Here is a 16,198-nt window from a genome sequence, read left to right as displayed (position 1 = left end):
GTCAGATCCCCAACTCTTGACGCTGGCGCTTCAAGTGCTCCGGCATCTCTTTGTAGACGTCTTCGAACATGGTCGCGGCGCTTGGAATCTGGCCGCCGGCGAGGGTGCCGTACTGTTCGGCTTCTTTCTGCGCGGCGATGACTTCGGCTTCCAGTTCAGCGCTGACGGCGGTGTGTTCCTCTTCGGACCAGTGACCGATCTTGATCAGGTGCTGCTTGAGGCGTGCAATCGGGTCGCCCAACGGGAAATAGCTCCAGTCGTCGGCAGGACGGTACTTGGACGGATCGTCGGAGGTGGAGTGTGGGCCGGCGCGGTAGGTGACCCATTCGATCATGGTCGGGCCGAGGTTGCGGCGCGCACGTTCGGCGGCCCAGGCAGAGGCGGCGTAGACCGCGACGAAATCATTGCCGTCGACCCGCAGGGAGGCAATGCCGCAGCCGACGCCACGGCCGGCAAACGTGGTGGCTTCACCGCCGGCGATGGCCTGGAAGGTGGAGATCGCCCACTGGTTGTTGACCACGTTGAGGATCACCGGCGCACGGTAAACGTGGGCAAAGGTGAGGGCGGTGTGGAAGTCGGATTCAGCGGTGGCTCCGTCGCCGATCCAGGCCGAGGCGATTTTGGTGTCGCCCTTGATCGCCGAGGCCATGCCCCAGCCTACTGCCTGGACGAACTGGGTCGCGAGGTTGCCGGAAATGGTGAAGAAGCCATAGTCTTTGACCGAGTACATGATCGGCAGCTGACGTCCCTTGAGCGGATCGCGCTCGTTGGACAGCAGTTGGCAGATCAGGTCGACCAGCGGTACTTCGCGCGCCATCAGGATGCTTTGCTGGCGGTACGTCGGGAAGCACATGTCATCGACGTTCAAGGCCAGGGCCTGGCCGCTGCCGATGGCTTCTTCGCCAAGGCTCTGCATGTAGAAAGACATTTTTTTCTGACGCTGGGCGACCACCATGCGGTTATCGTAGATCCGCGTCTTGAGCATGGCGCGCATGCCTTTGCGCAGGATCTCGACCGGTACGCCTTCCGCCCACGGACCGAGGGCATTGCCCTGGTCGTCGAGCACGCGAATCAGGCCCTTGGCCAGATCAGCCGTGTCGGCCGGTTCAACGTCGATGGAAGGTTTGCGCACCGTGCCCGCGTCGGTCAGACGCAGGTAGGAGAAGTCGGTTTTGCAGCCAGGACGGCCCGATGGTTCGGGAACGTGCAGGTGCAGCGGTTCGTACGCTTGGTTCATGGCTTCTACGCTCGATCTTGTGAATTTCTTGTAGTGAGCTGACCGTCATTCTTCTGTGGAAGAAATCTTGTCCTACAACAATCATAGGCCCGGCGAAGAAGAATATTTATCTCTGTTTCGTTGCGCTGGTGGTCATTTGAGGATAAAAAATCTGCATAAACACAAAAAACAGGTGGTTTTGTCTCATGCGCAAACTGGACCGTACCGATATCGGCATTTTGAACAGCCTTCAGGAGAACGCGCGCATCACCAACGCCGACCTCGCACGCTCGGTCAACCTGTCGCCGACGCCGTGCTTCAACCGGGTCAAGGCGATGGAAGAATTGGGGCTGATTCGTGAACAAGTGACGCTGCTGGACGCTGATCTGCTGGGGCTGCACGTGAATGTGTTCATTCATGTGAGCCTGGAAAAACAGGTGGAGGAGGCATTGCAGCATTTCGAGGAGGCGATCTCGGATCGCCCGGAAGTGATGGAGTGCTATTTGATGGCCGGTGACCCGGATTATTTGATTCGGGTATTGGTGCCGACCATTCAGTCGCTGGAACGCTTCATGATGGACTTCCTCACCAAAGTCCCCGGCGTGGCGAACATCCGCTCAAGCTTTGCGCTCAAGCAAGTGCGGTACAAGACCGCACTGCCATTGCCGGCCAATGGCTTGACCCTCGTCAGCTAAGCGAAACCCCTGTGGGAGCGAGCAAGCTCGCTTCCACAGGTTTTGCGTTTACAGCTTATTTATGGGGATTTTCAAGTAGGTCACGCCGTTACTCTCCGCCGGTGGCAAATTTCCGGCGCGCACATTCACCTGAATCGCTGGCAACAACAGGTTTGGCATGCCCAACCCGGCATCACGTCGGGTGCGCATGTCGACAAATGCCGCCTCATCAACGCCGTCATGCACGTGAATGTTGCTTCGGCGTTGTTCGCCGACGGTCGACATGCACCGGGATTCCCGGCCTTCAGGCGGGTAATCGTGGCAGACGTACAAACTCACACTGGCCGGGAACGCCAGCAGTTTGCGAATCGAGGCAAACAACTGATTGGCGTTGCCGCCCGGAAAATCGCAACGCGCGGTGCCCACATCAGGCATGAACAGCGTGTCGCCCACCAAAATCTGCTCACCGTCAATCAGGTAGGCCATGTCCGCCGGCGTGTGGCCGGGCACATGCAGGGCGGTGGCCTTGAGATTGCCGATCATGAATGACTCGTCCGGTGCGAACAGATGATCGAACTGCGAACCGTCAACGCGAAATTCCGGCTCAAGGTTGAACAAGCTTTTGAACACCCCCTGAACCTTGCTGATTGACTGCCCGATCGCGATCTTGCCACCCAGCTCGCGGCGCAGATAAGGCGCGGCAGACAAGTGATCGGCATGGGCATGGGTTTCCAGCAGCCATTGCACCTGCAACTGATGTTGGCGAACAAAGGCGATGATTTTGTCGGGCTGAACGGTGCCCGTTCTGCCGGCCGCCGGATCGTAGTCGAGCACCGGGTCGACGATGGCGCACTGGCCGCCATCGACTTCGTAGATCACGTAGCTGTAGGTCGACGAGGCAGGGTCGAGGAAAGCTTCAATCAAGGCAGGCATGGTGAATATTTCTATCTGAACAAGCACTGAGGGTAGATTCATTCCCCCTGCATTGGCCAGCACCGCATCAATTCATTTGATGAAAAAATCTGCGCGGGCTCTATCCTGTCACTCATCGATACCGGGCGTTCCCGGCCTTTTTGTGCAGATCACGAGTGCTTTATGTTGCTGGCGAGTTTTTTTGGGGTGGTCATGGGCCTGGTCCTCGGGTTGACCGGGGCCGGTGGTGGAATTCTTGCAGTGCCGGCCCTGGTGTTGGGGCTGGGTTTGACCATGACTCAGGCGGCGCCCGTCGCCTTGTTTGCGGTCGGGAGTGCGGCGGCGGTCGGGGCGATTGACGGCTTGCGGCATGGCTTGGTGCGGTATCGCGCGGCGCTGTTGATCGCGCTGCTCGGCGCGGTGTTTTCGCCGGTGGGCATTTACTTTGCCCATCAGTTGCCGGAAAAAATTCTGATGATTCTGTTCAGCCTGCTGATGGTCATGGTTGCCTGGCGGATGCTGCGCCGCGAGCGTCAGGAAGAGGGGCCGAACGATCACGGTCACGCCAACTGGGGGCAGAAGAACTGCATGCTCGATCAACAGACCGGGCGTTTTTCCTGGACCGCCAAATGCACCGCGACGCTGGCGGCACTCGGCGCGGTGACGGGGGTGGTGTCCGGGTTGCTGGGCGTGGGCGGCGGTTTTCTGATTGTCCCGGCGTTCAAGCAACTGACCGATGTGCAGATGCGCGGGATCGTCGCCACGTCCTTGATGGTGATCAGCCTGATTTCCGCGATCGGCGTGGTCGGCGCGTTTCACGCCGGTGTGCGCATCGACAGCCTCGGTGCCAGTTTCATCGTTGCCAGCATTGTCGGCATGATCATTGGCCGCAAGCTGTGCGCGCACGTGCCCGCGCGAGCGTTGCAAATCGGCTTTGCCAGCGTCTGCCTTGTGATTGCCGCTTATATGCTGTTCAGGGCTGGCGTCTAACCGCTCTCATCCCATCGAAGCACCTGACTGCTACCCAAGTAGCATTCGTTGCACGCCACGGGTTTCGTAAACTCCCTGCTCAACCATACGCACCTGCGGGAGGCGACGATGCAGCAGGTCCAGGGTGAAGGTGTCGTCAGCGCAATGTCCCAGGCCACCGATGCCCGGCAGGTGGCGCAAGAACTGGCGCGTCAATTGCTGCATCCGCATCTGGGCTTCGTGCTCTTTTTCTGTTCCGCCGAGTATGACTTGCAGGCACTGGGGCAAGCCCTGCAAGACAGTTTCGGGGGGATTCGCCTGGTGGGTTGCACCAGCGCCGGGGAAATCACCCCGTTGGGCTATGGACGCAATTGCGTGACGGCGGTGGGGTTCGATCACCGGCACTTCTCCATTGCGCTCGAGTTGATCGACGAGATGGAGCGCTTCAGCCTGATCGATGCGCAGCAGATGGTCGAGCGCCTGGTCCGCAGCTGTCGCAGTAACACCCTGGCACCGATCAAGGGCAACAGCTTTGCCCTGACCCTGCTCGATGGGTTGTCCAGCCGTGAAGAAATGGTCCTCGCGGCCTTGAGTGCCGCATTGGGCGACATTCCGCATTTCGGTGGTTCCGCTGGCGACGATAATTACCTGACCCACACCCATGTCTACTTCGACGGCGAGTTCCACAGCGGCGCGGCGGTCGTCGTGCTGGTCAATACCTGGCTGGATTTCGAAGTGTTCACCACCCACCACATGCTGCCCCGGGCCGAAAAACTGGTAGTTACCGGGGCCGACAGCGCCTCGCGCCGTGTTTATGAACTCAATGCGGAACCCGCCGCCGCCGAGTACGCGCGGCTCATCGGCGTGCCGGTGAATGAACTGGATCACCGGATTTTCGCCGCGCACCCGTTGGCCGTGAGGATCAACGAACAGTATTACGTGCGGGCCATCCAGCAGGTGCACGCGGACCTGAGCCTGAGTTTTTACTGCGCCGTGGAGAATGGCATCGTGCTCACCGCCATGACGCCGGGCCCGATGCTGCCGAACCTGAAAAGCCTGTTCGAAGGATTGGAAGAACGCTTGGGTGAGCTGTTGCTGACCATCGGTTGCGACTGTTTTCTCCGGCGTCTGGAGCTGGAGGACGACGGCAGTCTCGACGAGATCGGGACGTTTTTGCGCGAGCAACGGGTGATGGGTTTCAACACCTACGGAGAACAGTTCAATGGCATGCACATCAACCAGACCTTCACCGGCGTTGCCATTGCCCGCGGCCGTGCCCCAGGACATCGCTGAGTTGCAGGCCGAACTGGCCAGCCTGCGCCACGACAACCACAAGCTGCAGCGCATCAACGCGGCGCTGATCGAGCGTATCGAGTCGGGCATCACCCGGGGCAATGACCCGTACGCGGCGTTTCAGCATTCGGTGGTGCTGGCCGAGCAGGTCCGTGAGCGCACCGATGCCTTGAACCAGGCCATGGCCGAACTCAAGGCCGGCAACCATTTGCTCAGCGAGGCGCGCCTGCGCGCCGAGACCGCGCATCGACACCTGATCGATGCCATCGAGAGCATTTCCGATGCCTTCGTATTGTTCGACGCCGAGCAGCGCATCGTCTTGTTCAACAGTCGCTTCAAGGCGTTCTGGCGCAATAGCCGGGTGCGGATCAACGCGGGCATGCGCCTGGCCGAGGTCAAGCGCCTGATGATGAGCAATGGGCTGTTCACCGAAGAACCGCGCGGGCATGCCGACGAGAGTCTGCTGTATCGCTTGCAGAACGGGCGTTGGCTGCAAGTCAGCGAGCGGCCGACCCAGGAAGGTGGGCGGGTGATTCTGTTCACCGACATTACCGAGGTCAAGCTCAGTGAAACCGTACGCCGCGAACAGGCTGTGGCGCAGAAGTCGCATTTGTTACAGCGGGCGGTCGATAACCTGTCCCAAGGCGTGGCAATGGTCAACGCCGAGGGCATTCTGGAATTGTGGAACCGGCGTTTTCTCGAATTGAGCGGGTTGGCGCCCGTCGCGGCCCATCGACCGTTTGCTGAAGTGATGGTGGACAGCGAATTGAACCTGCTGACCCCGGCCAGTCACGATGGCAATGGGCGGCCAGTACAGGAATGCGAGCAACGCCTCGATGACGGACGAGTCCTGGAAATCCGCACGCACCCGTTGCCGACTGGCGGTTTCGTCAACACCTTCACTGACATCACCGAACGCTACCAGCACGCCCAGACGCTGAGTGAAAGCGAGCGCTGGATTCGCCTGATCACCGACCACGTGCCGGCGTTGATTGCCTATCTCAATGCCGATCTGGTGTACGAGTTCACCAACAAAGTCTATGAGCAATGGTATTGCTGGCCCCGAGGCGTGATGCTCGGCCAAAGCCTGCGCGAAGTGCACAGCGAACAGCACTACCAGCGTCTGGAGTCTTACGTGGCAAGAGCGCTGGCCGGCGAGAGCGTCACGTTCGAGTTTGCCGAGACCAACGTCAATAATCAGGAGCGCTACATGCTGCGCTCCTACGTGCCCAATCGCCTGGCCACTGGGGAAGTGGTGGGGATTTTCGTGTTGATCCGCGACATCACCGAGCGTCGCCGCACTGCCGAGGCGCTGCATCAGGCCTATCAGAACCTTGAGCTGCGGGTGCGTGAACGCACGGCGGAGTTGACCACGCTCAATGATCAGTTGTTGCGTGAAATCGAAGAGCGCCGCCAGGTGGAGTCACGGTTGCGCGAGGCCAAGCTCGAAGCCGAGCACGCCAATTTGTCCAAGACCAAGTTTCTGGCGGCCGTCAGCCACGATTTGCTGCAACCGCTGAACGCCGCCCGCTTGTTTACCAGTGCGTTGCTGGAGCGACGTGAACCGGTCTGCAACGAGATTCTGGTGCGTAATGTCAGTAATTCCCTGGAGGATGTGGAGAACCTGCTGGGCACGCTGGTGGACATTTCCAAGCTCGATGCCGGGGTCATCAAAGCCGATGTCGCGCCGTTCGCCCTGAGCGAACTGCTGGAAAATCTCGCGGCTGAATACACCCAAGTGGCACGCAGTGAGGGCCTGGAGCTGCATTTTATTGCCTGTTCGGCGCTGGTGCGCAGTGACATCCAGTTGCTGGCGCGCATCCTGCGTAACCTGTTGAGCAACGCGATTCGCTACACCTACAGTGGCCGGGTGGTACTCGGGTGCCGTCGCCTGCATCAGCGGTTGTTGATCCAGGTCTGGGACACCGGCATGGGCATCGCCGACAATCGCCTGGAAGAGATTTTCCAGGAGTTCAAGCGCGGGGACGTACAGCGTCCGGACCAGGATCGCGGTCTGGGGTTGGGCCTGGCCATTGTCGAGAAAATCGCCGGCATCCTTGGGCATCGGATTCATGTGCGCTCATGGCCGGGGAAGGGCTCGATGTTCTCGGTCGAAGTGCCGTTGAGCGCAACGGCCCCCAAGCCGTTGCCGGCCTTGCAGATGAGCGCGCCGATGCTTGAACGCCTGCGCGGGGCAAGGGTGTGGGTGCTGGACAACGACGCCACCATTTGCGCCGGCATGCGCACTTTGCTCGAAGGCTGGGGCTGTCGGGTGGTGACGGCGCTATCGGAAGAGGACCTGGCGCGAAAAGTGGACAACTACCACGCGGAGGTTGACCTGTTGATCGCCGATTACCATCTGGACAACGATCAGAACGGCGTGGACGCCGTGGCCCGGATCAATGCCTGTCGTACGTCACCTATCCCGGCCATGATGATCACCGCCAACTACAGCAACGAACTCAAACAGCAGATCCGCGAACTGGGCCACACCCTGATGCATAAACCGGTACGGCCGATGAAGCTGAAGACGGCGATGAGTCATTTGCTCACACGACCTTGACTTCACTGTTGTTAGTACTGGCCTCTTCGCGGTCCCCCTGACTCAACGCCGCATATAAGACCCGAAATCAATATCCCCGGCACTCAGGATCGCCTGCACCCGATTGTGCACATTGAGCTTGCGCAGGATCGCCGAAACGTGAGCCTTGACGGTGGTCTCGGCGATTTCCAGGGTGTAGGCGATCTGTTTGTTCGACTCGCCCTTGGTCATGCGTTCAAGCACCTGCAATTGCTTGCGGGTCAGGGCCTGGAGCAATTCAGGGGGAAAGCTCGGCGTATCGTTCATCCGGCGAGGGGTGTTGGTTCGGGTGGTGCGGATGATGTCCGGCGGCAAGTACACGTTGCCGTTGAGAATTTGCTGGATGGCTTCGGTCATTTGCGTGCGCGGCGACGACTTGGTGATGAAACCCACCGCGCCGTAGGTAATGGCTTGCAGGACGATCTGTTTGTCCTGCTCGGCCGAGACGATCACCACCGGAATGGTCGGGGCTTCATTGCGCAGGTTGATCAAGCCATTGAGCCCATGCATGCCGGGCATGTTCAGGTCGAGCAGGATCAGGTCCAGGTCGTCGTGTTCCTGGGTCAGGACCAGGGCACTGTCGAGGTCGGCGGTTTCCATGACTTCGGAGCCCGGGAAACCGTCACTGATGACGTTATGAATCGCTTCGCGAAACAGCGGGTGATCGTCGGCAATCAGAATTTTGTACATAGCCTTTCACCTCATTATTTTGATTAGGGTGTGGCAACAACACGCCAGCGTAAAGATCAGGGGAAAGGCTCGGGACGGGCCGGTGTCACGGCATGCCCGGCCGCTTGCCAGGCATCGAGGCCGTCGCGATACCAATACAGTGTTTTATAGCCCATGGCGGACGCTCGTTTGACGGCGTTCCAGCTAAGCCAGCAGTCGGCGCGGCAATAAAAGACCAGCGGTCGTGCCGGGTCCCCGGCGGTCAATGCCTTGAGGTTACGCGCAAAATAGCCTTGCCAGTCGGGCGTCAGGTCACCGTCGCCGGTATTGGCCAGCCAGTGGCTGCCGGGCAGGTTTTCATGGGGTTGGTCTTCGATGAATTGGCCTTGCAGCCATTGGCGGCGGTAGACATCGATCAGCACCGGTGGCGGCGTTTGACTGAGCAGTGTTTGCAAAGCCGGGGTGTCAACGATGGTCGCGCCTTGCAGGCTGTCCGGCGTCGGGCTGCGGTACAGGTTGATGCGATAGCCGTCTGCGGAAAACAGCGGCGATTCGGCGTGCGCAGCACTCAGCACCAGGCAGAGCGGCAGCGCAGCGAAAGCAGGGCGCAACAGACAACGTCGGGCACGCGGCATGGGTTCGATCCCTATAGTTATGGACCTATTACAGGCCAGGCGGGACGCTTTGGGAATGCGACGATAGACAGGGAAACCAGTACTAAAGTAGTAATTATTGATGGAAATCCTTTGTGGGGTCAGTTGGATTTACGCAGAGCTGCATGCTGAGGATTGAAGGTCAGTACGGCGAGTAGCGCGAACAACACGGTCAACCCGGCACACACCGCCAGCGCCAGCGGATTGAAGCGTTCATAAAGGGCGAACCGCACCAGCTCCACCGCATGGGTGAACGGGTTCACCGCGCACAGCCAGTACAACCATTCACTGGCTTCACGCATTTTCCACAGCGGATACAGCGCCGAGGACAGGAAAAACAGCGGAAAGATCACGAAATTCATGACCCCGGCAAAGTTCTCCAGCTGCCGAATGGCGTTCGACAGCAACAGGCCCAACGCGCTGAGCATTAACGCCACCAACAGTAACGCCGGCAGCGCGATCAATAACCCCATGGCCGGCGGTTGCACGCCATAGAGCCAGGCGATCGCCAGAAAGGCATACACCTGCAACAGGGAAATCAGCGACGTGGCCAGCAACTTGCTGCACAGCAGAAAGGTCCGGGGCAGGGGGCTGGTCAGCAGCACGCGCATGCTGCCCATCTCGCGGTCGTAGACCATCGACAATGAGCCTTGCATGCCATTGAACAGCAGGATCATGCAGGCAAGGCCCGGGATGATGTAGACCTCGTAAGGAATGTAGGTGTCGTAAGGTTCGATAATGGCGATCCCCAAGGCTGCCCGGAAACCGGCCGCGAACACCAGCAGCCATAACAGCGGTCGCACCAGGGCACTGAGAAACCGCGTGCGTTGCAACACAAACCGCAGCCATTCGCGCAGTACGATTCCGCTGAAGCAATGCCAGTACGCATTCATCGCGCCGCTCCTGAAGTGGTCAGGTGAGTGAAGGCCGAACCCAGATCACCGCCATGTTCCAGGCTCAGCGCATCGGCCTGTCCACTGGCGACCAGCCGACCTTGATGGAGGATCAGCAAATCGTCGCTGGACTGCACTTCGTCGAGCAAATGCGTGGTCCAGAGCACGCTGATGGCGTGTTCGCTACACAAAGTGCGCAAGTGTTGATTGAGCGCCAGGCGACTGGCGGGATCGAGGCCGACACTGGCTTCGTCAAGCAGCAACAGGCGCGGCTCATGCAGCAGGGCGCGGGCGATTTCCACCCGGCGGCGGTGGCCGCCATTGAGTTCGCGCACCCGTTCGCGGCGGCGTTCGGTCAGGGCTTGACGGGCCAGCTCGGCGTCAATCCGGACACCGCTCTGGCGCCGGGACAGACCATGCAGCGCGGCGTGATACCGCAGGTTCTGCTCGACGCTGAGGTCCAGGTCCAGGGTGCTTTGCTGGAACACTACGCCCAACTGCCTGAGCGCCGGGCGTGGCGCATCGCGCAATGAACAGCCGCCGACCCGAATGTCGCCGTGCTGAAGATCATACAGCCGGGTCAACAGGGCGATCAGCGTCGATTTGCCGGCGCCATTGGGCCCCAACAACGCAGCGAAACGCCCCGGGGCCAACTCGAAGTTCACGTGGCGCAAGGCTTCCCGAGCCCCATAGGCAAAACTCAGGTCGCTGACTTCCAGGGCGTTCATGGCGTCACCACCACGCCCCACGGGTAGCGCCCGACTTTCACCGATTTGCTCACCTTGAGGCTGTCGACATCAATCACCGACACGTCACCGCTGACGCCGTTGGTGGCGAGCAGTTGCTTTTGATCGGGGGTGAACGCCAGCTGCCAGACCCGACGTCCGACCAGCAGATAGTCGAGAATCTCGAACGTCCTGGCATCGATCACCGCCACATGATTGGCCGGGCCCAGTGCAACGAAAGCGTACTTGCCGTCGGCGCTGAGCTTGATGCCCACGGGCTGGACCTTGTCCGGGTGTACGCCTTTGATCTGGAAGTTCAGGGTCTTGAGGATCTTGCGGCCGGCGACGTCGAGAATGGTCACCGTGCCGCCGATTTCCGCTGACGCCCAGAGCTGTGAACCGTCTTGATTGAATTCGACAAAGCGTGGCCGCTGGTCCACCAACGTGCTGTCGGCCAGGGTCTGGGTGCTGGTGTCGATCCAGTGCAGCATGTTCGTGGTTTCGCTGGTGTTCACGGCCCACTTGCCATCGGGACTGACGGCCATGCCTTCGGGCTCGACGCCGACGTTGATCTGGCTCAGCACTTTGGAGGTTTCTGTGTCGATCACCGTGACCAGCGCATCGTCTTCGTTGGAGACGTACAGCCAGCGGTTGTTGGGGTGCAGGGCGAATTGCTCGGGGTCTTTGCCCGAGGGCAGTTCCTTGATGATCTTGCGCGTGGCCACGTCCATCACCTGGACCCGGTCGGAATCGCTGGCGCAGATGTACAGCAGCTTGTTGTCGTGGGACAGCAACAGGCCGCGTGGGCGCTGGCCGACGGGCAGGGTGTCGGTGACTTGCAGGGTCTGCATGTCGATCAGGCTCAGGCTGTTGTCCTTTTCGTTGGAGACCCACGCGGTGCTGGCCGCGGCATACCCGGAGGCGAACAGCAGGGCCCCGGAAAGCAGGGAGCGGCAGAGCAGGGTGCGGCGCATGGCGGATTCCTTTTTGTTGTCGTTCTTGTGGAAAACTGGATCAGGGAAAGCGGCAGCTGACCTCGGGTTTGTCGTAACCCAGGCTGTCCATTTCGTTGAAGGGATGCAGAAAGCCGTCCTGCGGCGACGTGCTGACCAGGGCGCGGGGCTGGACGATGGGAATCGGTTGGCGCAACTGGCCGTTCCACGGGCGATAACTGAGCTTGCGTCCCTTGAAACCGTCCAGCGGCAGTTGATCGCTGATTTCCAGTTGACGGATCGCCATCGGCTCGGTCTGGCGCAGTTTGCTCACCGCGCTGGCGATACTGCGCACGGCCATCCAGGCAGCGAAATCGCGGTCGTTCATCCAGCGGCCGGTCAGGGCTTCAAAACGCTTTTGCAACTGCGCGGCGCCGTAGGTTTCCACGGTTTTGTGCCAACCCACCGGAGTCAGCCCTTGCGTGCCGGCGACGGGGCGCGGGTACCAGGTCTGGTAGGGCACGTACTCGCCGAAGTCGCCGCGCTCATCGGCCACCAGCACCACGTCATATTCGGCGGTCTGGGTGAACAGCGGCATGTCCGCCTGGGCACTGCGACGTTGGTCGTTATCAAAGCTCCAGGCCTTCTCCGCCACCAGTTGCAGGCCGAAGCGTTTGGCCGCGCGGCGCAGGGCGGCGGCGTAGGCTTGATCGTCGGCAGTCGGGCCAACGATCAGCAGCGCGCGTTGCCATTTGCGCACCACCAGAAATTGCGCCAGCGCATCGGCGAGCATCGCGCGACTCGGCAGGGTGTGCAGCACGTTCGACAGGCAATCGGTGCTGCGCAAGCGGTCGTCGGGACTGCCGGCGTTGAATATCAGGCTGTCGGGCAGGACGGCGCTGAGTTGGCGCAAGCTGTCGGCCGGGGCGTTCACCACAAACAGCCGCAAACCCTGCGCGTGTTGGGCGTTGGCCGCATCGAGCAAGGCTTCGGGGCTGTCGACGCTGGCGTTGACCAGGGCGTAGCTGTGGTTGAGAAAACGTCCGGTGCTGTTGCTGTCGGTGACCGCCAGTTCGGCACCGCGCAGTCCGGCATCGCTCGGTTCGGGAATCACATTCGACAGGAGCGGCCCAGGATCAGCTCGATAACCCAGGTAGCCGATCCGCACCTCCAGTGGCGCCTGCGCAGCCTGGCTCTGGGTGGCCACGCCGGCGGCACAGGCAATCGCCAGCAGGTAGAGCAAGGCGTAAGGGGCAAGCAGGCGCATGGGGCACTCCTTTACAGGTAGCGCCAGCATAGGAAGCCTGTGGAACAGAAGAAATATGCAGAAAGTACCGGTGAGCCAGTACCAAGGTAGTAACCAGCGCCCGGCAGTGCGGTTTTCCGGTCACGTCGGGACACCAGGTCTGTTGGCGACGTACCTGAGGTGTGCATCCATCGCCTTACTACCAAGGGACTAGAACGCGACCACCAAAGCAGCATGGGGTGTTGGCGATGCCGTTTCTAAGATGAGTGCCATAGCCTCTGCCAAGAGGTTTTGCGTGCAATCCTGAGGGCATAACAATGACAACAAAACGCAACGCCTTGCTCGTCGTCGGTCTACTGGCCGGCTTTATCGGTGCTGGATCCGTGTGGGCTCACGGCAACGTGGTGCCGCAAGCGGTTGAAACCCAAGGTCTGACACCGATCAAGGACGCCGGTGTAACGGTGGATGGCGATGGCTGGGCCGCGGCCAACCCCTATCGAACCTCCCCGGAGCACGACAGAGCCCTGGAAATCGGTTCGTCGGCCTACAACCAGAACTGCGCGGCGTGTCATGGCCTGGAAGCCAAGTCGGGTGGGATCGCCCCGGACCTGCGCCTGCTCGATGTCGGCGAGGCGGGTGACGAGTGGTTCGTCGAACGCGTGCGTCATGGCGCCGTGCGTGACGGTCGGGTCTACATGCCGAAAATGGCCGATTACCTGAGCCAGGAAGCGTTGTGGGCAGTGCGCACTTACCTGGACAGCGTTCACGTCGAGGAGTGATTCCATGCGTCTGCTCGCGGTGTTGATCAGTGCTGTGTGGCTGTGTTGCCAGACGGTGCAGGCGCAGGTTCGAAACTATGACGAAATGATCGCCGCCGGTGAGCTGAAAGTGGCGGTCTACAAGGACTTCGCCCCCTACAGTTTTGAGCAGGCCGGCCAGCCCCGAGGCGTCGATGTCGAACTCGCCGAGGCGCTGGCCAAGGCGCTCGGCGTACGCCTGACGCTGATCTGGGCCCCCGCCGGGGAAAAACTCGATGACGATCTGCGTGATTACATCTGGCGCGCCAGTGCCTTGCACAACCAGCAATTGGCCGACCTGATGATGCGTGTGCCCTATGACCGTGACTACGCCCAGAAGCGCAACGAGTTCGGCGAAATGGAAAACGGGCATGTGGTGATGTTCGGGCCCTATCAGACCGAACAATGGCAGGTGGCTTACGATCAGCGCCGATTGGACAAGGTCGGCAGCGTGGCGGTGTTCGACTCGCATCCGATTGGCGTCGAGGTCGACAGTGTGCCGTCGTTCTACCTGACGTCGGTGTTCAACGGCATGCTCGCGGGCAAAACCCACCACTACCCGGGCGTACCCCAGGCCTTTGCGGCGATGAAGGCCGGTGAGGTCGACGCGGTCATGGCCATGCGTGGCGAAATCGACTGGCAGGTGCATGAGGCGGCCGACCCGCAATTGGCGTTGGCAGAAAACGCCTATCCGAACATGGGCAAGCAACGGTGGGAGATCGGCATGGCCGTGCACGAAAGCAACCGTCAACTGGCCTATGCCGTGGAAGAGGCACTGGAAGGCCTGATCCGCGAGGGGGTCGTGAAGACGATCTACAGCCATTACGGCCTGCGGTATGACGTGCCGGAGATGTACCAATAGGAGCGGGTGATGAGCTGGCGAATCAAGTGGCTGTTGGCCTGCTGGTTACCCTTGGCCGCGCACGCCGCGAGTGTCGATCCGGGTAAAGACCCGGTGCCCTCGGTGATGTGGGCGTTCTATCACAAGCAAATGCTCGGCGACGCTCCTTTTGTCTTCGATGACCGGGTCAAGCTGCTGGCGCCGCCGTTCGCCGAAGATGCCCGGCAGGTCCCACTGGAAATCGATGCGCGAGCGTTCAAGGGCGAGGTGGTGAAAATCCTCGCCTGGGCCGAGCTCAATCCGCTGCCGAAGATTGTCGACTTCCAGCCGCTGGACCGCGTGTTGCCGTGGTTGTCGATCCGGATCCGTATCGAACAGGCCACTCCTTTACGCGCTGCCGTCCTGACGCGCGATGGTCTGTGGCATGTCGGTTCGACCCTGATCGATGCGGCAGGCGGTGGTTGCACCGCGCCCAGTGTGGTGCGTACCCAGCCCGGCTGGGAGGAACACATCGGTGAAGTGTTGGGCGCGCGCTATCCGCGCAATGACTTCAGCCGATTGCGCGTGCAGGTGGCGCATCCGATGGACAACGGCATGGTCAGTGGCATCCCGGAATTTTTCATCAACCATGCCGAACTGCGAGGTGCCGACGATCAATTGTTGGCGCGGCTGGAGCTGTTTCCTGCCGTCAGTGAAAACCCCAACCTGGCCTTCGACATCGAAGGGGCAGGGCAGACGCGTCTGATTATTCGGGACAACAGCGGCAATGAATTTGATGCGTCGATTCCCTGAGCCAAAGGAGCCTTTCATGCGCTGGATATTGCTGATGATGTTGAGCGTCAGCCTGCCGGCCATGGCCGACCTTGAGTATTCGCTCAAGCCCCGGCAGATCGCCGAAGGCACCTGGCTGCTGGAAGGCAGCACGGATAATTTCGCCAAGGCCAACGGCGGCAATATCGTCAACACCGCGTTCATTGTCACCGAGGGCGGGGTAGTGGTCATCGACACCGGGCCGTCCAAGCGCTACGGCGAGGCGATGCGCAAGGCGATTGCCTCGATCACGAATAAACCGGTGGTTCAGGTGTTCCTGACCCACCATCACCCGGACCATGTGCTGGGCAATCAGGCGTTCACTGACGTGCCCATCGGCGCACTGGCGGGAACCACCGAGCTGTTGCATCAACAAGGTGATGCGATGGCCGAGAACATGTATCGAATGGTGGGGGACTGGATGCGTGGCACCGAAGTGGTGTTGCCCAATCAAGTCGTGACACCAGGCGTACGCAGTTTTGGGAATCACGATTTACGCTTGCTGGGCCTGGGTGGGCATACGGGAGCGGATCTGGCTATTCTCGACCAGAGAACCGGCGTGCTGTTTGCCGGGGACCTGGTGTTTTATCAACGGGCCTTGACCACCCCCAACAGTCCCGGATTGTCAGTGTGGCTGACGGACATCGCGACCCTGCAGGGCTTGCCCTGGACGCTGATTGTGCCGGGTCACGGCCCCGTGTCCAGCGACCCACAACCCTTCGAACAAATGCGCGATTACCTGACTTGGCTCGACCAGTTGCTACAAGCGGGTGCGGCGAATGGCAGCGACATGGCCGAGATGATCCGCAGTCCGATCCCTGAACGTTTCGCCGGGATCACGCTAAGCCGTTATGAATTGATCCGCAGCGTCAGTCATTTGTACCCGCGCTACGAGCGTGGGCAGATGCCCCGGGTGGATTCCGGCGCAACCAGATAATGCTTGAACCCATTCGACCCGCTACTAAGGGATTAGGAATCTCCATATTG

Annotated in this window: 16 protein-coding genes; 8 read left to right on the top strand and 8 right to left on the bottom strand. The window is 60.5% G+C overall.

Going from position 1 to position 16,198, the window contains the following annotated elements:
* Position 1: 1 nt before the first annotated feature.
* A complete protein-coding gene (locus J2X66_RS13350; RefSeq protein WP_310264976.1) occupies positions 2 to 1,237 on the bottom strand; it encodes a 3-methyl-2-oxobutanoate dehydrogenase (2-methylpropanoyl-transferring) subunit alpha in 1,236 nt (411 codons plus the stop codon).
* Positions 1,238 to 1,422: 185 nt separating this feature from the next.
* Here J2X66_RS13350 and bkdR point away from each other — a divergent pair, with 185 nt between their 5' ends.
* The gene (gene bkdR, locus J2X66_RS13345) at positions 1,423 to 1,911 is read left to right on the top strand and encodes a Bkd operon transcriptional regulator BkdR (protein ID WP_310264973.1); all 489 of its coding nucleotides are present in this window, start codon (positions 1,423 to 1,425) and stop codon (positions 1,909 to 1,911) included.
* 48 nt (positions 1,912 to 1,959) lie between these two features.
* Here the strand turns inward: bkdR and J2X66_RS13340 are convergent, their stop codons facing one another.
* The gene (locus J2X66_RS13340; RefSeq protein WP_310264971.1) at positions 1,960 to 2,823 is read right to left on the bottom strand and encodes an MBL fold metallo-hydrolase; all 864 of its coding nucleotides are present in this window, start codon (positions 2,821 to 2,823) and stop codon (positions 1,960 to 1,962) included.
* A 162-nt stretch (positions 2,824 to 2,985) separates the two neighbouring features.
* Here J2X66_RS13340 and J2X66_RS13335 point away from each other — a divergent pair, with 162 nt between their 5' ends.
* The 3 genes from J2X66_RS13335 to nahK all read left to right on the top strand — a co-directional run bounded on the left by J2X66_RS13335 (position 2,986) and on the right by nahK (position 7,627).
* Entirely contained in the window at positions 2,986 to 3,792 is an 807-nt protein-coding gene (locus J2X66_RS13335; RefSeq protein WP_310264969.1) for a sulfite exporter TauE/SafE family protein, read from the top strand.
* Between the two features lie 108 nt (positions 3,793 to 3,900).
* Positions 3,901 to 5,064 carry a nitric oxide-sensing protein NosP gene (nosP, locus tag J2X66_RS13330; protein ID WP_310264967.1) on the top strand — a complete coding sequence of 388 codons (1,164 nt, stop codon included), beginning with the start codon at positions 3,901 to 3,903 and terminating at the stop codon, positions 5,062 to 5,064.
* Positions 4,994 to 7,627 carry a hybrid sensor histidine kinase/response regulator NahK/ErcS' gene (gene nahK / locus J2X66_RS13325; RefSeq protein ID WP_405046774.1) on the top strand — a complete coding sequence of 878 codons (2,634 nt, stop codon included), beginning with the start codon at positions 4,994 to 4,996 and terminating at the stop codon, positions 7,625 to 7,627. Before nosP ends, nahK begins: the two co-directional genes overlap by 71 nt.
* A 42-nt stretch (positions 7,628 to 7,669) precedes the next feature.
* On the opposite strand, the gene J2X66_RS13320 is transcribed toward nahK, so the two are convergent.
* The 6 genes from J2X66_RS13320 to J2X66_RS13295 form a co-directional block, all read right to left on the bottom strand.
* Entirely contained in the window at positions 7,670 to 8,335 is a 666-nt protein-coding gene (locus J2X66_RS13320; protein WP_310264965.1) for a response regulator transcription factor, read from the bottom strand.
* Between the two features lie 56 nt (positions 8,336 to 8,391).
* Entirely contained in the window at positions 8,392 to 8,949 is a 558-nt protein-coding gene (locus J2X66_RS13315; RefSeq protein WP_310264963.1) for a PQQ-dependent catabolism-associated CXXCW motif protein, read from the bottom strand.
* A gap of 119 nt (positions 8,950 to 9,068) precedes the next feature.
* The gene (locus J2X66_RS13310) at positions 9,069 to 9,860 is read right to left on the bottom strand and encodes an ABC transporter permease (protein WP_310264961.1); all 792 of its coding nucleotides are present in this window, start codon (positions 9,858 to 9,860) and stop codon (positions 9,069 to 9,071) included.
* Positions 9,857 to 10,588: an ATP-binding cassette domain-containing protein gene (locus J2X66_RS13305; protein WP_310264959.1), complete on the bottom strand. Its 732-nt coding sequence runs from the start codon at positions 10,586 to 10,588 to the stop codon at positions 9,857 to 9,859. Before J2X66_RS13305 ends, J2X66_RS13310 begins: the two co-directional genes overlap by 4 nt.
* Positions 10,585 to 11,559 (bottom strand): YVTN family beta-propeller repeat protein, encoded by a 975-nt coding sequence (locus tag J2X66_RS13300; RefSeq protein ID WP_310264957.1) that lies wholly within the window; start codon positions 11,557 to 11,559, stop codon positions 10,585 to 10,587. The genes J2X66_RS13305 and J2X66_RS13300 overlap by 4 nt, the downstream gene beginning before the upstream one ends.
* Positions 11,560 to 11,599: 40 nt before the next feature.
* On the bottom strand, positions 11,600 to 12,784 hold the full coding sequence (locus J2X66_RS13295) for an ABC transporter substrate-binding protein (RefSeq protein WP_310264955.1): 1,185 nt from the start codon (positions 12,782 to 12,784) through the stop codon (positions 11,600 to 11,602).
* Between the two features lie 296 nt (positions 12,785 to 13,080).
* Between J2X66_RS13295 and pedF the strand changes: the two genes are divergently transcribed.
* From pedF to J2X66_RS13275, 4 genes are read left to right on the top strand one after another with little or no spacing between them, the layout of a single operon-like run.
* Positions 13,081 to 13,542 carry a cytochrome c-550 PedF gene (gene pedF, locus J2X66_RS13290; RefSeq protein ID WP_310264953.1) on the top strand — a complete coding sequence of 154 codons (462 nt, stop codon included), beginning with the start codon at positions 13,081 to 13,083 and terminating at the stop codon, positions 13,540 to 13,542.
* Positions 13,543 to 13,546: 4 nt separating this feature from the next.
* A complete protein-coding gene (locus tag J2X66_RS13285; protein ID WP_310264951.1) occupies positions 13,547 to 14,422 on the top strand; it encodes a transporter substrate-binding domain-containing protein in 876 nt (291 codons plus the stop codon).
* A 9-nt stretch (positions 14,423 to 14,431) separates the two neighbouring features.
* Positions 14,432 to 15,193 carry a quinoprotein dehydrogenase-associated SoxYZ-like carrier gene (locus tag J2X66_RS13280; RefSeq protein WP_310264948.1) on the top strand — a complete coding sequence of 254 codons (762 nt, stop codon included), beginning with the start codon at positions 14,432 to 14,434 and terminating at the stop codon, positions 15,191 to 15,193.
* A 16-nt stretch (positions 15,194 to 15,209) separates the two neighbouring features.
* The gene (locus J2X66_RS13275) at positions 15,210 to 16,148 is read left to right on the top strand and encodes a quinoprotein relay system zinc metallohydrolase 1 (protein WP_310264946.1); all 939 of its coding nucleotides are present in this window, start codon (positions 15,210 to 15,212) and stop codon (positions 16,146 to 16,148) included.
* Positions 16,149 to 16,198 lie beyond the last annotated feature (50 nt).

Source organism: Pseudomonas sp. 3296 (genome assembly GCF_031456615.1).
Taxonomy (GTDB): Bacteria; Pseudomonadota; Gammaproteobacteria; order Pseudomonadales; family Pseudomonadaceae; genus Aquipseudomonas; species Aquipseudomonas mucoides.
The sequence above is the reverse complement of the archived record's forward strand: the minus strand, read 5'-3'. Positions and strand labels throughout refer to the sequence as shown.

Bases quoted from the DNA above. Each gene is read 5' to 3' on its own strand.
- J2X66_RS13350 (WP_310264976.1), bottom strand. From the start codon at position 1,237: ATGAACCAAGCGTACGAACCGCTGCACCTGCACGTTCCCGAACCATCG.
- bkdR (WP_310264973.1), top strand. From the start codon at position 1,423: ATGCGCAAACTGGACCGTACCGATATCGGCATTTTGAACAGCCTTCAG.
- J2X66_RS13340 (WP_310264971.1), bottom strand. From the start codon at position 2,823: ATGCCTGCCTTGATTGAAGCTTTCCTCGACCCTGCCTCGTCGACCTAC.
- J2X66_RS13335 (WP_310264969.1), top strand. From the start codon at position 2,986: ATGTTGCTGGCGAGTTTTTTTGGGGTGGTCATGGGCCTGGTCCTCGGG.
- nosP (WP_310264967.1), top strand. From the start codon at position 3,901: ATGCAGCAGGTCCAGGGTGAAGGTGTCGTCAGCGCAATGTCCCAGGCC.
- nahK (WP_405046774.1), top strand. From the start codon at position 4,994: ATGGCATGCACATCAACCAGACCTTCACCGGCGTTGCCATTGCCCGCG.
- J2X66_RS13320 (WP_310264965.1), bottom strand. From the start codon at position 8,335: ATGTACAAAATTCTGATTGCCGACGATCACCCGCTGTTTCGCGAAGCG.
- J2X66_RS13315 (WP_310264963.1), bottom strand. From the start codon at position 8,949: ATGCCGCGTGCCCGACGTTGTCTGTTGCGCCCTGCTTTCGCTGCGCTG.
- J2X66_RS13310 (WP_310264961.1), bottom strand. From the start codon at position 9,860: ATGAATGCGTACTGGCATTGCTTCAGCGGAATCGTACTGCGCGAATGG.
- J2X66_RS13305 (WP_310264959.1), bottom strand. From the start codon at position 10,588: ATGAACGCCCTGGAAGTCAGCGACCTGAGTTTTGCCTATGGGGCTCGG.
- J2X66_RS13300 (WP_310264957.1), bottom strand. From the start codon at position 11,559: ATGCGCCGCACCCTGCTCTGCCGCTCCCTGCTTTCCGGGGCCCTGCTG.
- J2X66_RS13295 (WP_310264955.1), bottom strand. From the start codon at position 12,784: ATGCGCCTGCTTGCCCCTTACGCCTTGCTCTACCTGCTGGCGATTGCC.
- pedF (WP_310264953.1), top strand. From the start codon at position 13,081: ATGACAACAAAACGCAACGCCTTGCTCGTCGTCGGTCTACTGGCCGGC.
- J2X66_RS13285 (WP_310264951.1), top strand. From the start codon at position 13,547: ATGCGTCTGCTCGCGGTGTTGATCAGTGCTGTGTGGCTGTGTTGCCAG.
- J2X66_RS13280 (WP_310264948.1), top strand. From the start codon at position 14,432: ATGAGCTGGCGAATCAAGTGGCTGTTGGCCTGCTGGTTACCCTTGGCC.
- J2X66_RS13275 (WP_310264946.1), top strand. From the start codon at position 15,210: ATGCGCTGGATATTGCTGATGATGTTGAGCGTCAGCCTGCCGGCCATG.